Origin of the sequence: Tunturiibacter gelidiferens (assembly GCF_013410115.1) — a bacterium.
Classification (GTDB): Bacteria; Acidobacteriota; Terriglobia; order Terriglobales; family Acidobacteriaceae; genus Edaphobacter; species Edaphobacter gelidiferens.
This window is the reverse complement of record NZ_JACCCV010000002.1, coordinates 88,550-105,748: the sequence shown is the minus strand read 5'-3', so window position 1 is coordinate 105,748 and position 17,199 is coordinate 88,550. Positions and strand designations below refer to the sequence as shown.

Below are 17,199 nucleotides of genomic sequence, written 5' to 3'. Positions count from 1 at the left end.
GAGATGGGCATGGGACGGGAGTCGGTGTTGAACTCATTGTCAAATATGGATGCAGCCGAGGCGGCTGCTACGCGGACGGTGGTGTTGGCGAGTGCGGATGCGGGGTTGCGGCAACGGCTGCGTGCTTCTCTAACGGGGCTGCGGTGGCAGGTTCGCGAGGCCAGTGGAGGGGCGGAGGCGATGGCGCAGCTTGAGGACGCACGTTCAGAGGCGCTGCTGGTCGATAGCTGGCTGCCGGATCTTGAGGTGGGGGAGTTCGCGAGCGTGATCCGGATGATGTATCCAGCGATGGAGCTGCTTCGGGTGGATGGCGGTGTGGATGGCGGAGCGCGGAGTCCACGGCGTAATGAGTTGCTGCATGCGTTACGAGAGGCTCAGAACGCTCCGGTGAACGATACGGCGGCTTGGGCGGCGGCTCCGGTCTCGGTGCCTTCGCCGGCTCCGGCAGCCTCTGCCTCTGGTGTGGGAGCGAAGGCGCCGATTCGGATGCCGTCTCCGGTACGAAAAGATGTTGGACAGGATGAAGCTCGGGAGAGAGAAGAGCAGGTTCGGCTGGAGTCGACGCGGCAGGCGCTTGCGGTTCTGCTGGGGCGGGAGGAGGCAACGCGGCCTGTAGCGAAGAACGAGGCGATGTTGCCTGAGATGATTGGTGCGAGCGAACCGATGCGCGAACTGACGCGGTTGATTCGGCTGGTGGCTCCTCGGTCAACGACTGTGCTGATCGAAGGAGAGACGGGAACCGGGAAGGAAGTTGTGGCGCGGGCGTTACATCGCCTGAGCGAGCGCGCTGGGAAGCCGTTTGCTGTGTTGAACTGCGCCGCGATTCCTGAAGCTCTGCTGGAGGCTGAACTGTTTGGACATACGCGCGGAGCCTTTACTGGGGCGGTGCAGTCGCGAACCGGACGGATTGAAGCGGCACATGGGGGAACGCTCTTTCTGGATGAGATTGGTGAGATGCCGATGGCGCTGCAGGCGAAGATGCTGCGGTTCCTGGAGTGTGGCGAGTTGCAGCGGGTTGGCGATAACGAGACGATGCGCGTGGATGTGAGGGTGATCGCGGCGACGCATCAACCGTTGGAGAAGCTGGCTACGAGCACTGGCGCGGAGAGAACGTTTCGGCTGGACCTCTACCATCGGCTGGCTGTCTTCCCGGTGGAGGTGCCAGCGTTGCGGGATCGGATGGAGGATCTTGGGTTGCTCGCAGAGCACATTCTGGAGCAGATGGGTCAGGAGATGCCGCGTAAGCGGCTGACAACCGGGGCGGAGGCGAAGCTGTATGAGCATAACTGGCCAGGTAATGTGCGGGAGTTGATGCATGTGCTCGAGCGTGGCGCGATTCTGGCAGGTGACAAGATGGAGATTGGGGAGGAGGAGATTCGTTTCCGGCGAGCTACTCGAAGCTAGGTCCAGAGATTTGAAGTTAGAACGCGCAGCTCGGAGTTGAGGCTGGTTGCGCTGGATCGCTACGGTAAGGTGAATATTTCCTTCGTGGATGAGGACCTTGCTTTTGTGGGGTTTCTGGGAAAATTTAGGTTTTCGTCGTGAAGTTTTGGTGGTGAAGACGTGGTGAGGTGCGTGGTAAACGTGGTGTTTTAGCAGTCACTTTTTGCGCGGCAGAAGATGCGCCACGATTTCGAGCTTTATTTTTAGACCGTCGGATTGCGCTTCGTTTCCAGGCAGCAGTCTTGAGCTGAAAGACAATTCGGAGTTGGAGATTGATAAGAGCGCTCTCATTTGAGAGCGCTTTTGTTTGGTCGTACGACTGCATATGTCATGGCGTGGAGGTGCAGGACATATGCAGACGACGACAGCGATGGGCGACGCGTTGGGACGATATCTGGATCTGACCAGTCAGCAGATGCAGGGGACTGCCAGGAATATGGCGAATGTGGATACGCCTGGGTTCAAGACCCAGGGCTTCGATTTCGAAGAGGTGTTTGCGCAGCAGTTGAACGATGGCGCGGGCGCGGCGGGTCTTGAGGGCGTGCAGGCTCCGATGCAGGATGTCGATGGACTGGTGGCACGGCCGGATGGAAATAACGTGTCGATGGACCGCGAGGGCTTGCAGCTTGCTAAGGCGCAGATGCAGTTCAAGCTGGGGACGCAGCTTTTGAAGGGCGAGTTTGCGACGGTGATGAGCGCAATTCATATGGATTCGAAATAAGCCATGAATATCTTCGGAGTGATGGATGTGAGTGGTTCGGCGTTGAAGGCCGAGCGGGTACGGGCTGAGGTGGTGGCTTCGAATATGGCCAACGCCGAGACGACACGGACGCCTGAGGGCGGGCCGTATCAGCGGCACCATGTGGTGTTTGAAGCCCAGGGTGGCGGGACGTTTCAGGAGTCGATGGCAAACCAGTTGGGCGGTGGCTCGAGCGTTGGTGCTGGGAGTGGCTTCAAAAATATCTACACCGGTGGAATCAGCGGTGGTTTGAGTGGTGATCTGACGGCTGCCAATCCGACGCCGGGCGGAGTTGAAGTGACTGGTGTGATCGCAGATGCAAGTAAGCCGCTCGAACGGTATGACCCCTCGCATCCGGATGCGGGGGCGGATGGATTTGTAGCGTATCCGGATATCAACCCGCTGACCGAGATGGTGGATCTGATGGGGGCGACGCGGTCGTATGGGATGAATGCCTCGGCGATTACGGCGGAGAAGAGCATCTTCAACTCTTCGCTTGATCTATTGAAGTAAAGAGCCAGTGTAGGTGAAGTAAGGCGATCGTGCAGGGCGTGAAGACAGAGAAGAGATAAGAAGGAGAGGGAGGGATTGTGGTCGGATTACCTGTTGGTTCCGGAGTGATGAGCGGAGTGGGGATGGGGGGCCTCGATGATGGCTTTCTGAGTGACGCCGGGGTTGCGGCGTCGAACGCAGGGGGCGCGGGCAGCGTGCCGTTTGCGGGGGTGTTGCAGTCGATGGTGAAGGAGACGACGAAGCTCGACCAGAAGGCGTCGGAGGCCGTGACCGGATTGTTGAATGGCTCGGGTGTTGAGGTTCACGACGCAATGATTGCGACGCAGAAGGCGAATATGGCGTTTGAACTGGCACTGCAGGTGCGAAACAAGGCAGTAGGCGCTTATCAGCAGATGATGGGCATGCAGTTTTAGGAACTTAGAGTTCAGAGAGACGCTGGGGCGAGATGGCTGAGACAGAACAGGTTGGCGGGGCGGGGATTCAACGAGCGGGACAAGCCGGCGCTGGTGTGGCTGGCGGTACACCGCTCGAGAAGACGCAGGCGATGGTTTCGGCGATGCGTGAGCGGCTGATGGCGATGCCTGCGGCGAAGAGAACGTGGCTGATTGCGGCTGGAGTCTTTCTAGCGGCTGTGTGCGCTGGGATGGTCTGGTTGGCGGGGCGTCCGGATTGGCGCGTGCTGTTCAACGGTCTCGATGGGAAGGACGTGCAACAGGTCTCGCAGGAGCTTGCGGCGGCGGGGATTCCGTACGAGACGACGGCGGATGGTGCTGGGGTCCAGGTGCCGGCGGATATGTTGGATAAGGCTCGGATGGAGGTTGCTGCGAAAGGAATGCCGCAGAGCGGGCGACTTGGCTTTGAGTTGTTTGACAAGCCGAACTGGGTGGGTAGTGAGTTCGATGAGCGGGTGAACTATCAGCGTGCTTTGGAAGGCGAGCTCGAACACACGATTGGAACGCTGGGAGTGGTGAAGTCGGCGCGTGTGCACCTTGTGCTGCCGCAGCCATCCTTGTTTACAGCGGAAGAGAAGGTGGCGAAGGCGTCGGTAGTGTTGAAGCTGAAGCGGGCGGCGCTTGATCCGGAGCAGGCCGATGCGATCCGCAGTTTGGTGGCGGGGTCGGTGGAGAATCTGAGTGCGGACCAGGTGACGCTGGTGGATGCGGATGGGCGCGTGAACTTCAAGCCGCGTTCGAGCAATGCGGCAGAAGCTGATGCGGAGCAGGCGATGGAGGCGAAGCTGGTCGCGATGCTGGAGCCGCTGGCTGGACGCGACAATGTGCGGGCAACGGTGAATGTGAGTTACGACGAAGGCAGCGAGGAGCGGACCGACGAGGTTTACGACCCGACTGAAGTGGCGACGTTGAGTATGCAGAAGAGCGAACAGGTATCGACTGGGCGGGGAGGGCCCTCGGGTATTCCTGGGACGGCAAGTAATTCGCCTGGCGCGTCGCCTGAGGGTGCGGTGGCGGGATCGCAGGTGGCGGCTGCGCCGGGTACTCCACCGCTGCTGCAGAAGCAGACCCAGGCGTTGCCGGTGTATCCGCAGCAGAATGGAGCTCAAGGGCAGAGCATCCATCAGGAGAATGGAACCTATGGAGTTACAAAACATCTGGTGCATACGGAGCAGGGGCCGGGGCGGGTGCGGCGTGTGTCGGCTGCGGTCGTGGTGAATGATCGGAGCATGACCGAAGGCGCGGGGAAGCTGGAGCATGTGGTTTGGAAGCCGCGCAGCGCGGAGGAGATGCATCGGCTGGAGGAGCTGGCACAGGCCGCGGTTGGATACGACGCGCGCCGCGGCGACCAGGTGGTGATGCAGAACGTGAGCTTCAGCACGAACGCGCCTGAGGTGAAGCCGCCAACGATGGACAGGCTGATGGAAGAGGTGCGCGGGTTGCTGCATACGCAGCCAGGACTAATGCGAACGGCGGTAATTGGGCTTTGCGGCGTGTTGCTGGTGCTGTTTGTATTGCGTCCCGTGGCGACCCAGATGACAGCGACCTTGCGTGAACCGATGCTGCTGCCAGCCGATACCGGACACGTTGGGATGAACAACGACGAGGAGCAACTATTGGCCTCGAGTGAAGCTCCGGACGAGATGCTGCCGCGAGCCAGGAACAAGACTTACCAGTTGCAGCAGGGAATCTTTGAGCAGGTGTCGGAGCACATTCGGCGGGAGCCGGGGCAGAGCACGCGGTTGATCGAGGCATGGATTGGGACGTCTGAGGAGAGGTCGTAATGGGGACAGCGATGCAGTTTTCAGGAGCAGAGACGATGCGGCAGAATCCACTGCTGTTGACACCGGAGTCGGGGTTTGTGCCGGCGGATATTCCAGGACTGCGGAAGGCCGCGATCCTTATGGTCGCGATCGGGGATGAACTGGCGAAGACGCTCTTTCTGAGTCTTTCGGAGACGGATGTGCGCCGGGTGACCGAGGAGATTACGCGGCTGGGAGATGTTCCGGCTGCGCAGTTGACGCAGGTGCTGACGGAGTTTTACGGACTGCTGGAGACGCAGCAGTACATGGTTCGCGGCGGCCCGGACTACGCGCTCAAGTTGCTGACGGAGGCATTTGGGGCGACCAGGGCAGAGGAGCTGCTGCAACAGGTAAAGAAGATTCGCGAACGTACGAACGGCGACATGGCGATGTTGCAGAATATGGACGCACAACACCTGAGTAAATTTCTAGAGAACGAACACTCGCAGACGGTGGCGCTGGTGCTGGCGCACCTGGATGCCAAGCGAGGCTCGACGGTGTTGATGAATCTGCAGGGAGCGATGCGGGTGGATGTGGTGCGACGTTTGGCGGAGATGCGGCAGTTCTCGCCGGAGATGGCGCAGACGGTTGCGATGGCTTTGCACAAGCGAATGGAGAAGATGGGGTCGAGCGGGCGGAAATCCTATTCGGGTTTCAAGGCAGTCGCGGAGCTGTTGAACCGGTTGGACCAGGGCGAGAGTCGCGGAATTTTGGAAGAGATCGAACAGAATGAGCCGAAGGTGGCGATTGGAATACGGGAGCTGATGTTTGTCTTCGAAGACCTCTGCACGGTGCCGGCGGAGAGTATTCGCGAGTTCGTAAGTTCTGCCGACAAGAAGGTGCTTGCGATGGCGCTGAAGGGTGGTAAGGACAATGTGAAGGCTCATCTGTTCAAGGCGATGAGTTCGCGCGCGGTCGATATGTTGAAGGAGGACATGGAGGTGATGGGGCCGGTACGGATGCGAGACGTCAACGCAGCGCAGCAGGAGCTGTTGGCATTGGCAAGGCAGCTCGAGAGCGAGGGCAGGATGATCTTGAAGATGGAGGTGGATGATGATCTCGCCGTCTGAGAACGCCGGGACAGATGCAGTCCGCAGCGCTGCAATGCGGTTGCCGGAGAGGTTGGTGAAGCCAAGTGCCAGGAGCGTTTCGCGGCTTGAGTTTTATCCGGTGGATCGGCAGGAGCCCGCTGCAGAGATCGTGACAGAGGACAAGATTGTTGATGTGGAGACTTTGCTGAAGGAAGAAGAGGCACTGGACGGACGGTTGCGGTCGCAGGCGGAGCAGATGTCGGCACAGGTTGGAACAGCGCGGAGTGAGGCGGTGGTTGAGGCTCGTCTTTTGTGGGAGGCCGAGCTTGAGGAGAGGATTGCGAAGGAGCGCTCGCAACTGCAAAAAGTTGAAGAGGAGTTTTTCCAGGAACGGACGAGGTATTTTGCCGGAGTGGAGGGTGAGGTCGTTAAGTTGGCATTGGCAATCGCTGCACGGGTACTCCATCGTGAGGCGAAGCTTGATCCACTTCTGTTGACAGGCGTGGTAAGAGTAGCGCTCGAGAAGGTTGCAAAGGATAGTGCGGTAGTGCTGCGCGTGCCTGCCGGCGAGGTCGAGATGTGGCAGGGGGTATTTGCTGCGAATCAGGAGTCTGCTCTGAAGTTGGTGGGAGATGAGCGGCTGGTGGCTGGTGAATGTGTGCTCGAAACCAACGTTGGCAGAGTGGAGCTGGGCGTGAGTGCGCAGTTGGAGGAGATTGAACGAGGCTTCTTCGATCTGATGCAGCAGAGGCCGGCATGAGCAACGACGCACAGCGCACGGTGGATGTGAATTCTATCGGTCTGGGCACCTATATGACCCAGCTGGCACATCGGCCGGCCTGGCGGTGGAGTGGTCGAGTGGTGGAGGCGAATGGGCAGACAGTGGAGGCTGAGGGTCCACTGTGTTCGGTGGGGGAGTGCTGCGAGATTGTTGATAGCGAGGGGCAGAGGCATAGAGCCGAGGTGATCGGATTTCGCGGACGGCATGTGCTGGCGATGCCTTTGAAGGAGACACAAGGAATTCGATACGGGGATGCGGTGCTGGCGATGGGAGTGACACCGCAGATCGCCGTAGGGACGGAGATGGAAGGACGGATCGTCGATGCTTTGGGGGCTCCGCTTGATGGGCTGCCGACGCCGAGGGCGGTAGAGATGTGGCCTCTCGATGGTACTGTGCCGCATCCGATGGAGCGTGAGCCGATTCGAGAGCCGTTGCAGACGGGCCTCCGCGTGTTGGATGGGATGTTGACGGTTGGGCGCGGGCAGCGAGTGGGGATCTTTGGCGGTTCGGGTGTGGGCAAGAGCACGTTGATCGGGATGATGACGCGGAACACGGCGGCTGACCTTACGGTGGTCGGGCTGGTGGGGGAACGCGGGCGCGAGGTGCGGGAGTTTGTGGAGGATTCGCTGGGGGAGGAAGGGCGTAAGCGATCGGTCGTGCTGGTTTCGACGTCGGATCAGAGTCCTTTGCTACGGATGCGGGCGGCGATGGCGGCGACCTCTGTGGCCGAGTTCTATGCGGCGCGCGGGAAGCATGTTCTGCTTGTGTTGGATTCGTTGACGCGGTATGCGATGGCGGCGCGAGAGCTGGGACTTGCGGCGGGAGAGCCTCCGGCTAGTAAGGGGTATACGCCATCGGTGTTTGCAAAGCTGGCGAAGCTGGTCGAGCGCGCGGGCAACTTCCGCAACGGGAGTATTACGGCGTTTTATACGGTGTTGATGGAGGGTGACGACCAGCAGGATCCGGTGGTGGATGCGGTGCGATCGCTGCTGGATGGACATGTGGTGTTGTCGCGGTCGATGGCAGCGAGTGGATGGTATCCGCCCGTAAACGTGCTGGATTCGCTAAGCCGGTTGATGCCTGCGGTGACTATGCCGGAGCATCGTGCGCAGGCTTCGAAGGTGCGAAGACTGCTCGCGGCACATGCGCGGTCGGAGGATTTGATCCGCATTGGAGCTTACAAGGCAGGGACCGATGAGGACCTGGATCGGGCGGTTCGGGCGATGCCGGCCTTGCGTGCATTTCTTGAACAGGGAAGCGACGAGCGCGTGACGATGCAGGAGAGTGTGGCACGGCTGAACGCGATGGAGCTATAGAGAATGTCGACACGTTTAGAGACCCTACAGCGATTGATGAACCTGTACGCCGCAGTCGAACAGATGCACTCGACCGAGTTGCAAAGGTTGACAACAGCTGTTCGCGAGGCACAGCAGGCGATTTCGGTAGAGCAAAGTGTGGCGCAGACGGCTCGTATCGATGGGCGTGAAGCATTGACCGTGGGTGATCGTGTGGGTTGGATGATGTCCGAAACCCAACAGGAGACCGCGGGGTGGAGGCGGCAGAAGCTGGAACATATTCGTGTGGAGCGCCAGGAGCTGAGTGATGCAGCGAGAGAACAGTATGTCGCGAGCCGATTGAAGAAAGAACAGATGAAACGTGTCTTTGAAGAGATGGAGGCGCGGGCGGCGATCGAAGAGGGCAGAAGGGTGCAATCCTCCTCCGATGATCTATTTCTGTCGCGACGGCGATGGACCGACGCGAAGGAGAAGGCAGAAGAGGGTGAGCAGATGAAGGCCTCCTAATCATTTCGCGGCGAGTTTGGAACGTGGATTGCATTTGCACCAGTCGCAGGAGATGGGCGAGGACCGAGATGATGAGTACGGCGATTCTGATGGCTATGGGTGCAGAGCAGAGCAGTAAGCAGACGGTTGCTCACGACATAGAGCAGCTCGAAGGGCCGACGTTCGCGCAGACCCTCGATGCTCGCGTAGAGATCGCTCCTGGAATTTTGGCGAAAGACTCCATGGTTGCGACGCCAACCGATACGTCGAATGGAAAGATGGAATCAACCGCGAAGAACCTGATCGACATGCCCGACTTGGCGAACGTTGCTAAGGCAAGGGCGGGCGGCGGCCAGGAGATACGAGCCCTGGTTGAGAACAAAGACATCCATGAAGGAAAGACTGTGCCATTGCATACTGCGACCGCGGCGGGGACGCAGGTTCAGACGAAGACAAAAGATACAGAGACGCAGGTTGCCGAACTTCCCGTGAACACGGAAGAGAACGAGGCTGAGACCCCAGCGGCTCCTTACGTTGCCTCGACCGATCCCTTGCAGGCGGACGAAGCGATACCACTGGAGCATCAAGCGGGCAAGAGTCAGATTCAGATGTCTAATGTTCAGGCACCAGTGGCTCAGAGAGAGACCCTGGTATCGGGCAAGACCCAGGAAGTTGCTCCGGTGAAGAAGACAGCAACGAAGACGCAGGAGGGAGAGCCTTCTCAGACTGCTGCGGCTGCGAAGAGCGGTGCCGCAACAGTGCCTCCGATAGCCAACGATACGAAATCGACGCATGTAGTTGTTGTCCCGTCGTCCAATCCGACCGCAGGCCATAATACGGCTGTGCCTGTTGTGATGGGTGTGCCTGTCGCGCCCGTTGCGACTTCGAATATCACACTCAAACCTGAGGGCGACAAGAGCGGATTAGGCTCTGGCAGCGCTCCTATGACAAGCAGATCCTTCGGGGTTACGCCTTTGTCTGCGCCTACCAACGAGTCGGCCAGCGAGAATTCTGTGCATGACACGAAGACCTCCGTTTCGGATCGTGAGACAACGGTGGCAGCTCCAGGCGACTCGATTGCACCGGCGAAACCCGATGCGAAAGGAGAGAGATTGCAGGTGGTAGCGGCGAGTGCGGGAGGTGACAGTGATACGAAGACACGGTTGACTGGCGAGCCTTCTGTGGCAACGGTTCATGCACCGGCGCCGGGAGCTGATGCTACGGCAGGAGCGGCAACGTCGTTTGTCACGGGATTAGCGAAGCTGCCCGGCGGAGGAGGCAGCACCTCTACAACGAGCTTGTCGAATGGATTGAGAGAGCAGGATGGCTTGGGTAGTGTCGCACGATCCACAGAGCCGATGCCGCGAACCTTGTCTGCGACTCCAACGGCGCTTGAGGTTGGTATCCCGGATGGAACACATGGGTGGTTGAAGGTTCGGGCAGAGATTACGGACGGCGGGGTGGTGAACGCATCGGTGTCGGCGCCGTCGGCGGCGAGTCAGGAGATGCTGCATCGGGAGCTTCCATCGCTGACGGCTTATCTTCAGTCGGAGAAGGTTGCGGTGAACACGGTTGTCGTTCATCCAACGGCGAGCGCGGGGGCGGAGTCTCGCGGTACCCCTGTTGGACCAGCGAGTGGAGGGAGCGGGCAGACGCCGCGGCAGAGCAATGAAGGAGCACAACAACAGGGCTCTGTGAAGGCGGCTGCGGGGGGTGCGAAAGACGTTACGAGTTATCAGGGTTTGCACGGAGTTGATGAGGATGGGACGTTACCGCTGGCGACGTATGGGAGCGGTGGAAGCTGGTTAAGCGTTAGGGCATAACCGAGGGAATTAGTTTCAGCAACATAAGACACGAGGAGAGGAACAATGGATTGGTCTTTGGGAAATTTGATTGCAGGATCAGGGAGTTCAGCAGCGGGAACAGTGGCTTCGGCTCTGGCTCCGCGAAGCGCGGCGGTAAAGGCGACGCCAAAAGATTCAAGCAGTAGTCCGAGTAGTGCGAGCAGTTCCTCGGCTGGTTCGTCCGATATTACGTCGCAGGACTTTCTTACTCTGCTAGTCAGCGAGTTGAAAAATCAGGATCCTACCCAGCCGACGGATCCAAACCAATACATTACGCAGTTGGCACAGGTGAATAGCCTTGAACAGCTGATTTCGATTAATCAAGGGATTGGGACACTGGATGGTGCAGTGTCACCTTCTTCCGGTTCTGGCTCTGGCTCCGGATCGGGCTCGAACGCGGCTGCCGCAGTTGCGAGTGCGAATGCTGCATCGGGTCTGCAGACGATTCCGGGACAGAACGCGATATGGGGCGGCTCTACCGCGAGCTAAGACAAACATTGACAGTCCGTAGCGTTCCTTGAGAGCGGACCGCTATCAGCAGAACGACAAACAGAAAGACCAAGGAGAAGACGATGGGAAATTTTTCGATTGCACTGTCAGGATTGGAAGCTGATTCGACGGCGCTGAACACGATTGGAAACAATCTGGCGAACCTTAACACAGTTGCCTATAAAGGGCAGACCACCTCGTTTGAAGATCTGTTCCACCAACAGCTCGGAGAGTCGGGAGCGGGCGATCCGATTCAGGTTGGATCGGGAACCAAGGTCGGCTCGACGAGTACTGACTTCAGTGAGGGAACGCTTCTGCCGGATGCCAATGGGAATACGAGCGATATGGCTTTGGATGGGAATGGCTTTTTCATCGTGGAGCAGAACGGTCAGCAGTCACTGACCAGGGCGGGTAACTTCACGGTGGCCAATAACGGAAGTTTGACTACTCAGGACGGTCAGTTTGTTCTGGGCTATCCGGCGACGGCTGGCGTGGTAAACACCAACACCAATCCGCAGCCGATTACGCTTCCGGTGGGTGCCACCGAAGGAGCGCAGGCAACACAGAATATTTCAGTGACAGCTAACTTGAACTCTGGAGCAACGGTTGGCACAACGTTTACGACGCCGGTAGAGATCTTTGACTCGCTCGGTCAGAGCCATCAGGCAACGATTACCTATGACAAAACCGCTACGAACACCTGGAGCTACTCTGTGACACTGCCTGCGGGCGATGCAGCCGGATCGGCGAACGCGACGGGGACTCTAAGCTTCGACACGTCGGGGAATCTGATTCCTCCGCAGACGCCGACGACGCCAACGTGGCCGACTTCTACTGCGGTGACCGTCGGAAGCACTGTCGTTGATTCGAACGGCAATCTGGAGAAGGTGACCTCGATTTCAGGCACCGGCACTACCGGGGGCGCGGCCCCGGTCTGGGGCGCGGCACCAGGATCAACTACAACCGATAACGCGGGAGCCAATCAGGTTGTCTGGACGAACCTTGGTCCAGTGAGTACGGTTCCGGGTCCGATTACGTTTACGGGATTGGCAGATGGAGCGAGCAATCTCAGCTTCAACTGGAACCTGGATGGCGCCGGCACAACCCCGCTGATTAGCCAGTTGGCGTCTGCGAACAGCAACGGGGCGACTCCTCAGGATGGGTTTGCGAGCGGCAACTATACGGGATTCACCGTAGACCCCAGTGGCGTGATTCAAGCTAAGTTCAGCAACGGCAACTCGGAGACGATCGGCCAGGTTGCGGTGGCGAATGTTGCCAACGTGCAGGGATTGGTGTCGGTCGGGGGGAATAACTTCCAGACGACTGGGGCCTCGGGGCAGGCGGTTGCAGGTGTGGCCGGAACTGGCGGGCGCGGTGCCGTGGATGACAGTACACTCGAGCAGTCCAACGTCAATATCTCGACAGAGTTCTCTAATCTGATTGTTGCGCAGAGAGCGTTCGAGGCCAACTCGAAGACGGTGACGACCTTCGATACGATCTCGCAGGATGTGATCGCGATGGTTCGGTAGCATTTTCCTGAAGCAGGTTGAGGCGGCTTAGCGGGTGCGGGACCCGGAAGAGGGGTTCTACCGGCTGGCCGCCTCGACTGTTCTTTCTCCTTGGCATGGATCGAGGGCTGCGGGATGAGCCTTGCGGCGACGATCCTGAAGAATCGCTAATGTTAGCGAACGCTGGACTGGCCACCCGCTTGCAATCTCTCCAGGCATCATGGCTACTTCACCTACAGTTCTTGCTGGCGCCTCTTCTACGGTTCCTCCGGATTCCTCTTCCACTTCGGTGGCGGCTCCGGTGGCAGCTAAGTTTCCCCTTATTCCCTTGTTGATCGCTGTGGTGGTGGGAGTTCTCGTTGCTACGTTGGGTGTTGGGGGCGTTGTGTATTACCTGGCGCGGACAGGCCGGCTGCCGGGGCGAGAAAGCTCGGCTCGTAAGGCGGAGGTCGCGGCACCAGCCACGACACACGCCATGGTGCTGGAACCGCTACTGGTGAACCTGGCGGATGCAGGTGGCAGCTCTTACCTGCGGGTGGCGATGACCCTACGTGTGGTTGACGCCGCGGAAGGCAAAGAGGCCAAGCCCAAGGAAGAGAAGCCCAAAGATAAGGAGACCAGTGATGCGGTGGCGTCGGTGCGAGACACGATGCTGACGGTGCTGGGGAGACAGACTGCGGATCGCTTGCTGGCTGTCGATGGAAAGGAACAACTGAAGGCCGAGTTGAAAGGTGCGTTGGCCGAACACAACACTGATTTGAAGGTGATGGATGTGTTCTTCACCGATTTTCTGGTTCAGCGCTGACACGATATCTGGCTTGCTGCAGAGAAGAAGAGGGGGGAGAGATGATGACAGGGACGGAGCTGGCGGTGCTCAGTGCAGAGGGTGCGGGGAAGACAAGTCTGGATCTAGTCAGGACGCCGCCGGACGCACCATGGATGACACGGATTGAGGCACATCCCTCGTGGGAGACTCTGTCGCAGCTACGGATCACGATGCGGGTTGGAGTGGCTCTGAACCGATTCAGGGTCCGGGACCTGTTGACGTTGAAGGTAGGGCAGGTCTTTGAAAGCGTCTCGCCTGAAACCGAGGACGTGCCGCTGATGGTTGGCCAGGTGCAACTGGGTTGGAGTGAGTTTGAGGTAGTGGACCAACGAATGGGACTTAGGGTGACGCGGCTGGGCTAGGGACCGAGTGGACAGCGGCGGGCTACTAGTAGGGACGATCAGACGAAGTTACAAATAGGACAAAGTGTTGAGACGGAGAGTTGAGATGCGGCTTTTGCGGGGTGTGAGACCGAATTTGGACGAAGCGTCGGCATACGAGGTAGAGGGCCTGGCCGGATGGGTACTTGGCTTAGTGCGAGGTTGGCGCGGGCAACGAGTTTCTCAAGAGAAGAAGCTTCAGCTGGTGGAGACGTTGCCTCTTGGCGGGAGACGTCAACTGATGCTGGTGACCTGTGCAGGGGAGAGCTTTCTGGTTGGAGGCAGCTTCGAAAGTGTCGATACGATTGTGCGGTTGAAGGCTGAGGCAACGCTCGATTTCGCTGCGGATAGGTGGGACGAGTCATGCCGATGATGCTGGGATTGGCCTTGGCAGGGTTAGCAATGGCTTTGCCTGCGAACCATGCTCGGGCAGAGAGCTCGATGATGGTTGCCGCCGTTATGGCGCCGGAGTCGTTCTGGGTCAAGAAGTCCGCAGGAAGCTCTGTAGGGGAGCATGAACAGGCGGCTTTAAAGACTGGCAAAGCAGGCGTGAAGGTGCGTGGTTTAGGCGCGAGCGCGGGGCCAACTTCGGGAGCGAAGAAAAACGATTCGATCGCATCGGAGCTTGCGGGAACCAAGAGCGTTCCGTGGTCGATCGTGGTCGGGTTGACGCTGTTGACTCTGCTGCCGGCGCTGCTGTTGTCGATGACGCCGATGGTGCGGCTGCTGGTGGTGTTTCACTTTTTGCGGCAGGCGCTGGGGACGCAGACTGCTCCGTCGAACCAGATTTTGATGGGGCTGGCGTTGATGATGACCTGGTTCCTGATGCAGCCGGTTCTGCTTGAGGTCGAGCAGACTGCGGTTGCTCCTTACAGCGCGGGGACAATCACCGGGGAACAGGCGCTGGACCTGGGCGTGGCTCCGGTAAAGCGCTACATGCTGCGTTATGCCCGGGAGAAAGACCTGGCTGTGTTTGCGTCTGCAGGAATGGCTGCGCGGCCGAATAAAAGAGAGGACCTGCCGATTCAGGTGGTGGTTCCGGCTTACATTCTGAGCGAGTTGAAGGCTGGATTTCAGATTGGCGCGATCTTGTTTTTGCCGTTCCTCTTAGTGGACCTGGTGGTGGCGAGCATTACGACTTCGATCGGCATGATGCAACTGCCGCCGGTTGTGATCTCGACTCCGCTGAAGATTCTGCTCTTCGTGATGATCGACGGTTGGAGTCTGCTGGCGGATCAGTTGATCAAGAGTTTTTAGGGAAGCGCGCACGTGGCGATGGGAGCAGGGATGGGACCGGATCAGACAGTGGAGATTATGCGGCGGGTGTTGATTGAGGCGATGCTTTTGAGCGCGCCGCTGCTGGTGACGGCGGCCCTGGTGAGTCTCGCGGTGAGTTTGCTGCAGACCCTGACGAGCGTGCAGGAGCAGACGCTGACGGCAGTGCCTAGGTTGGTGGTGGTCTTTGTCATCACGGTGGCGGTGCTTCCGTGGATGGTGCACCGGTTAGTGGGCTTCACGGTTCGGCTGTTCACTGACTTTCACAGATACCTGGGATAGAGGCCGCTATGAATCGTGAAGTGAGTGGATTGATGGCGGATTGGCCGCAGTATTTGTCGGCAGCTGTTCTGGTGATGGTGCGGCTGAGCGGGCTGATGGTATTCGCTCCGGTGTTCTCCTCCTCGGCAATTGCGCCGCGGATCAAGGCTGGGTTTGTGTTTGCGATGACGATTCTGCTAGCGCCCGCGGTGGCGACGGTTCCGGGAGCGCGCGCCGTGCTTGATGGGAGGGCGCTGCTGGGCGAGTTGAGTGTGGGGCTGCTCTTTGGGCTTTCGCTGATGTTGTTGAATGAGGCGCTGACCTTTGCGGGAACGCTGCTGGGGCTGCAGTTTAGCTTTTCGCTGGTGAACCTGCTGGATCCGAACTCGATGATCGAGACGGCGGTACTGGGGCAAATGCTCAGCTGGTTGGGAGTGCTCGTGATCATCGGCTCGGGGCTGGATCGGAGCTTGTTGGCGGCAGTGGTGAGGAGTTTTTCTGCTGTCCCGGTGGGACAGGCAGTAATGCAAGCAAAGACCGGGGTGGCATTGGCCATGATGGCGAGTGGGATCTTTCTGGCGGGGGTGCAGCTTGCTGCTCCTGTGATGGCTGCCGCGCTGGCAGTAGAGGTGACGATTGCGTTAGTGGCAAGACTGTCGCCGCAGCTGCCTTCGATCGTGATTAGTGTCCCGATCAAGACGATGGTGTCGTATGTGGTCTTGATCGCGAGCCTTGCGGTGTGGCCTGGATGGATTGAGCGGCACTTCACGGCTCTGCTGGATGCTGCGGCAAAGATGCTGGTGCGGGCATGAGCGTCGTGATGGTGAGTGAGAAGAGAGTGGCGTACTGCATGAGAGGGAACCCTCATGGCAGATAAGGGTACAGAGCAGGCTACACCACTACGAAAGAAGAAGGCGAAGGAGAAGGGCGACAGTGTTCATAGCCGTGAGTTGTTGTCGGCGATGGCGATGCTGGGCGGCGTGGTGATGCTTGGTGCGATGTCGAATGGGTTTGTTGCTAGCTGGGGCAAGGTGTATCAGGAGAGCCTGCGCTCTGCTACGACGAACGCGAGCGGGTTGAACGGAGAGCAGCTCTTCAATGTTGCGGTGCGACGAATCCTGGTGCCGTCGCTGCTGCCGGTGGGGTTGGTGATGGCGGCAAGCTTTACCGGGGCCCTGGTGTCTGGCGTGGCGCAGAGCGGTGGGGTGCAGATCTACCCGAGCGCGGTGGAGTTGAAGTTTTCTAAGTTGAATCCGGTTACGAATCTGGGAAACCTGTTCAGCTTACGGTCGGCGACAAGACTAGTGAAGTCGCTGGTGCCGGCTTCGGTCATGGTCGTGTTGGGTTGGGGAGCTCTGAAGGCGTTGATGATTCCTATGCCAGTGATGAGTCTGCTGCGACTGCCGGCGACTTTTTCTGCAGCGTATGGATTGGCGCTCGATGCGGCCTGGGTGACGCTGGCGTGGTCCGCGCTGGACTACGCGATCGAGTGGAGGAGTTGGAATCAGCGGCTGAAGATGAGCAAGCAGGAGATGCGCGAAGAAGTGCGCGATGCAATGGGCAATCCGCAGATCAGAGCGAAGATCCGGCAGATTCAGCGGGCGATGCGTAAGCGCAAGGTGAAGGCGGATATGTCGCGGGCGAGTGTGGTGATCACCAATCCCACGCACTATGCGGTGGCGCTGGAGTTCAGCTTCGAGACGATGTCGGCTCCGACGGTACTGGCCAAGGGGCGTGATCTGCTGGCCGCGGAGATTCGCGAAGAGGCACGATGGGCGGGGGTTCCGATCATCGAGAATCCGCCGCTGGCGCGGAGTTTATACAAGATGGTCGAACCGGGGCAGTCGATTCCATTCGATCTGTATGCGGCGGTAGCTGGAATTCTGGCCTTTCTGTATCGGCAGAAGGTTGAAGAACGAGTGCGCCAGGATCGCCAGGAGAAAGAGAGAGAGCAGAAGGCGCAGATTGCCGGACGGCTGCTCGATGGGAGAGGCAATGTGGGTACGACTGGGATGGTTGGAATGCGTGGCTTTGGAGGTGGGATGTGAGTGAAGCAGCGATAAAGAAGAGTAGT

General features: G+C 59.0%; 19 protein-coding genes. All 19 read left to right on the top strand.

Annotation, left to right across the window (positions count from 1 at the left end; genetic code table 11):
• Positions 1–3: 3 nt before the first annotated feature.
• The 19 genes from HDF12_RS12520 to HDF12_RS12430 all read left to right on the top strand — a co-directional run bounded on the left by HDF12_RS12520 (position 4) and on the right by HDF12_RS12430 (position 17,173).
• Positions 4–1,404: a sigma-54-dependent transcriptional regulator gene (locus HDF12_RS12520; protein ID WP_257025645.1), complete on the top strand. Its 1,401-nt coding sequence runs from the start codon at positions 4–6 to the stop codon at positions 1,402–1,404.
• A gap of 391 nt (positions 1,405–1,795) precedes the next feature.
• Positions 1,796–2,164, top strand: a complete 369-nt coding sequence (gene flgB / locus HDF12_RS12515; RefSeq protein ID WP_179583873.1) for a flagellar basal body rod protein FlgB — start codon at positions 1,796–1,798, stop codon at positions 2,162–2,164.
• Between the two features lie 3 nt (positions 2,165–2,167).
• Positions 2,168–2,695: a flagellar basal body rod protein FlgC gene (gene flgC, locus HDF12_RS12510; protein WP_179583871.1), complete on the top strand. Its 528-nt coding sequence runs from the start codon at positions 2,168–2,170 to the stop codon at positions 2,693–2,695.
• Between the two features lie 77 nt (positions 2,696–2,772).
• Positions 2,773–3,108 (top strand): flagellar hook-basal body complex protein FliE, encoded by a 336-nt coding sequence (fliE, locus tag HDF12_RS12505; protein WP_348641529.1) that lies wholly within the window; start codon positions 2,773–2,775, stop codon positions 3,106–3,108.
• 32 nt (positions 3,109–3,140) lie between these two features.
• Positions 3,141–4,931, top strand: coding sequence for a flagellar basal-body MS-ring/collar protein FliF (gene fliF, locus HDF12_RS12500; protein ID WP_179583869.1), 1,791 nt, complete (start codon positions 3,141–3,143; stop codon positions 4,929–4,931).
• On the top strand, positions 4,931–6,019 hold the full coding sequence (fliG, locus tag HDF12_RS12495; protein ID WP_179583867.1) for a flagellar motor switch protein FliG: 1,089 nt from the start codon (positions 4,931–4,933) through the stop codon (positions 6,017–6,019). Before fliF ends, fliG begins: the two co-directional genes overlap by 1 nt.
• On the top strand, positions 6,000–6,740 hold the full coding sequence (locus tag HDF12_RS12490; protein WP_179583865.1) for a FliH/SctL family protein: 741 nt from the start codon (positions 6,000–6,002) through the stop codon (positions 6,738–6,740). Before fliG ends, HDF12_RS12490 begins: the two co-directional genes overlap by 20 nt.
• Positions 6,737–8,077 (top strand): FliI/YscN family ATPase, encoded by a 1,341-nt coding sequence (locus HDF12_RS12485; RefSeq protein ID WP_373563924.1) that lies wholly within the window; start codon positions 6,737–6,739, stop codon positions 8,075–8,077. Before HDF12_RS12490 ends, HDF12_RS12485 begins: the two co-directional genes overlap by 4 nt.
• A 3-nt stretch (positions 8,078–8,080) precedes the next feature.
• The gene (locus HDF12_RS12480) at positions 8,081–8,563 is read left to right on the top strand and encodes a hypothetical protein (RefSeq protein ID WP_179583863.1); all 483 of its coding nucleotides are present in this window, start codon (positions 8,081–8,083) and stop codon (positions 8,561–8,563) included.
• Between the two features lie 68 nt (positions 8,564–8,631).
• Positions 8,632–10,365 carry a hypothetical protein gene (locus HDF12_RS12475; protein ID WP_179583861.1) on the top strand — a complete coding sequence of 578 codons (1,734 nt, stop codon included), beginning with the start codon at positions 8,632–8,634 and terminating at the stop codon, positions 10,363–10,365.
• A gap of 45 nt (positions 10,366–10,410) precedes the next feature.
• The gene (locus HDF12_RS12470) at positions 10,411–10,875 is read left to right on the top strand and encodes a flagellar hook assembly protein FlgD (RefSeq protein ID WP_179583859.1); all 465 of its coding nucleotides are present in this window, start codon (positions 10,411–10,413) and stop codon (positions 10,873–10,875) included.
• A gap of 83 nt (positions 10,876–10,958) precedes the next feature.
• The gene (locus HDF12_RS12465) at positions 10,959–12,404 is read left to right on the top strand and encodes a flagellar hook protein FlgE (protein WP_179583857.1); all 1,446 of its coding nucleotides are present in this window, start codon (positions 10,959–10,961) and stop codon (positions 12,402–12,404) included.
• Positions 12,405–12,603: 199 nt separating this feature from the next.
• The gene (locus HDF12_RS12460) at positions 12,604–13,188 is read left to right on the top strand and encodes a flagellar basal body-associated FliL family protein (protein ID WP_179583855.1); all 585 of its coding nucleotides are present in this window, start codon (positions 12,604–12,606) and stop codon (positions 13,186–13,188) included.
• Positions 13,189–13,229: 41 nt separating this feature from the next.
• Complete coding sequence (locus tag HDF12_RS12455) at positions 13,230–13,571, top strand: FliM/FliN family flagellar motor C-terminal domain-containing protein (RefSeq protein ID WP_179583853.1); 342 nt, start codon at positions 13,230–13,232, stop codon at positions 13,569–13,571.
• An 85-nt stretch (positions 13,572–13,656) separates the two neighbouring features.
• Positions 13,657–13,962 (top strand): flagellar biosynthetic protein FliO, encoded by a 306-nt coding sequence (locus tag HDF12_RS12450; RefSeq protein WP_179583851.1) that lies wholly within the window; start codon positions 13,657–13,659, stop codon positions 13,960–13,962.
• Positions 13,959–14,846 carry a flagellar type III secretion system pore protein FliP gene (gene fliP, locus HDF12_RS12445; protein WP_257025638.1) on the top strand — a complete coding sequence of 296 codons (888 nt, stop codon included), beginning with the start codon at positions 13,959–13,961 and terminating at the stop codon, positions 14,844–14,846. Before HDF12_RS12450 ends, fliP begins: the two co-directional genes overlap by 4 nt.
• A gap of 18 nt (positions 14,847–14,864) precedes the next feature.
• Complete coding sequence (locus HDF12_RS12440; protein ID WP_257025771.1) at positions 14,865–15,146, top strand: flagellar biosynthetic protein FliQ; 282 nt, start codon at positions 14,865–14,867, stop codon at positions 15,144–15,146.
• Between the two features lie 8 nt (positions 15,147–15,154).
• The gene (locus HDF12_RS12435) at positions 15,155–15,937 is read left to right on the top strand and encodes a flagellar biosynthetic protein FliR (RefSeq protein ID WP_218892452.1); all 783 of its coding nucleotides are present in this window, start codon (positions 15,155–15,157) and stop codon (positions 15,935–15,937) included.
• Positions 15,938–15,991: 54 nt separating this feature from the next.
• Positions 15,992–17,173, top strand: a complete 1,182-nt coding sequence (locus tag HDF12_RS12430; protein ID WP_179583849.1) for an EscU/YscU/HrcU family type III secretion system export apparatus switch protein — start codon at positions 15,992–15,994, stop codon at positions 17,171–17,173.
• Positions 17,174–17,199: the final 26 nt, after the last annotated feature.

Coding starts and splice junctions, on each gene's coding strand:
- HDF12_RS12430 (WP_179583849.1), top strand. CDS start 15,992: ATGGCAGATAAGGGTACAGAGCAGGCTACACCACTACGAAAGAAGAAG.
- HDF12_RS12435 (WP_218892452.1), top strand. CDS start 15,155: ATGAATCGTGAAGTGAGTGGATTGATGGCGGATTGGCCGCAGTATTTG.
- HDF12_RS12485 (WP_373563924.1), top strand. CDS start 6,737: ATGAGCAACGACGCACAGCGCACGGTGGATGTGAATTCTATCGGTCTG.
- HDF12_RS12470 (WP_179583859.1), top strand. CDS start 10,411: ATGGATTGGTCTTTGGGAAATTTGATTGCAGGATCAGGGAGTTCAGCA.
- HDF12_RS12460 (WP_179583855.1), top strand. CDS start 12,604: ATGGCTACTTCACCTACAGTTCTTGCTGGCGCCTCTTCTACGGTTCCT.
- flgB (WP_179583873.1), top strand. CDS start 1,796: ATGCAGACGACGACAGCGATGGGCGACGCGTTGGGACGATATCTGGAT.
- flgC (WP_179583871.1), top strand. CDS start 2,168: ATGAATATCTTCGGAGTGATGGATGTGAGTGGTTCGGCGTTGAAGGCC.
- HDF12_RS12490 (WP_179583865.1), top strand. CDS start 6,000: ATGATGATCTCGCCGTCTGAGAACGCCGGGACAGATGCAGTCCGCAGC.
- HDF12_RS12475 (WP_179583861.1), top strand. CDS start 8,632: ATGATGAGTACGGCGATTCTGATGGCTATGGGTGCAGAGCAGAGCAGT.
- HDF12_RS12440 (WP_257025771.1), top strand. CDS start 14,865: ATGGGAGCAGGGATGGGACCGGATCAGACAGTGGAGATTATGCGGCGG.
- fliP (WP_257025638.1), top strand. CDS start 13,959: ATGATGCTGGGATTGGCCTTGGCAGGGTTAGCAATGGCTTTGCCTGCG.
- HDF12_RS12480 (WP_179583863.1), top strand. CDS start 8,081: ATGTCGACACGTTTAGAGACCCTACAGCGATTGATGAACCTGTACGCC.
- fliF (WP_179583869.1), top strand. CDS start 3,141: ATGGCTGAGACAGAACAGGTTGGCGGGGCGGGGATTCAACGAGCGGGA.
- fliG (WP_179583867.1), top strand. CDS start 4,931: ATGGGGACAGCGATGCAGTTTTCAGGAGCAGAGACGATGCGGCAGAAT.
- HDF12_RS12455 (WP_179583853.1), top strand. CDS start 13,230: ATGATGACAGGGACGGAGCTGGCGGTGCTCAGTGCAGAGGGTGCGGGG.
- HDF12_RS12465 (WP_179583857.1), top strand. CDS start 10,959: ATGGGAAATTTTTCGATTGCACTGTCAGGATTGGAAGCTGATTCGACG.
- HDF12_RS12450 (WP_179583851.1), top strand. CDS start 13,657: ATGCGGCTTTTGCGGGGTGTGAGACCGAATTTGGACGAAGCGTCGGCA.
- HDF12_RS12520 (WP_257025645.1), top strand. CDS start 4: ATGGGCATGGGACGGGAGTCGGTGTTGAACTCATTGTCAAATATGGAT.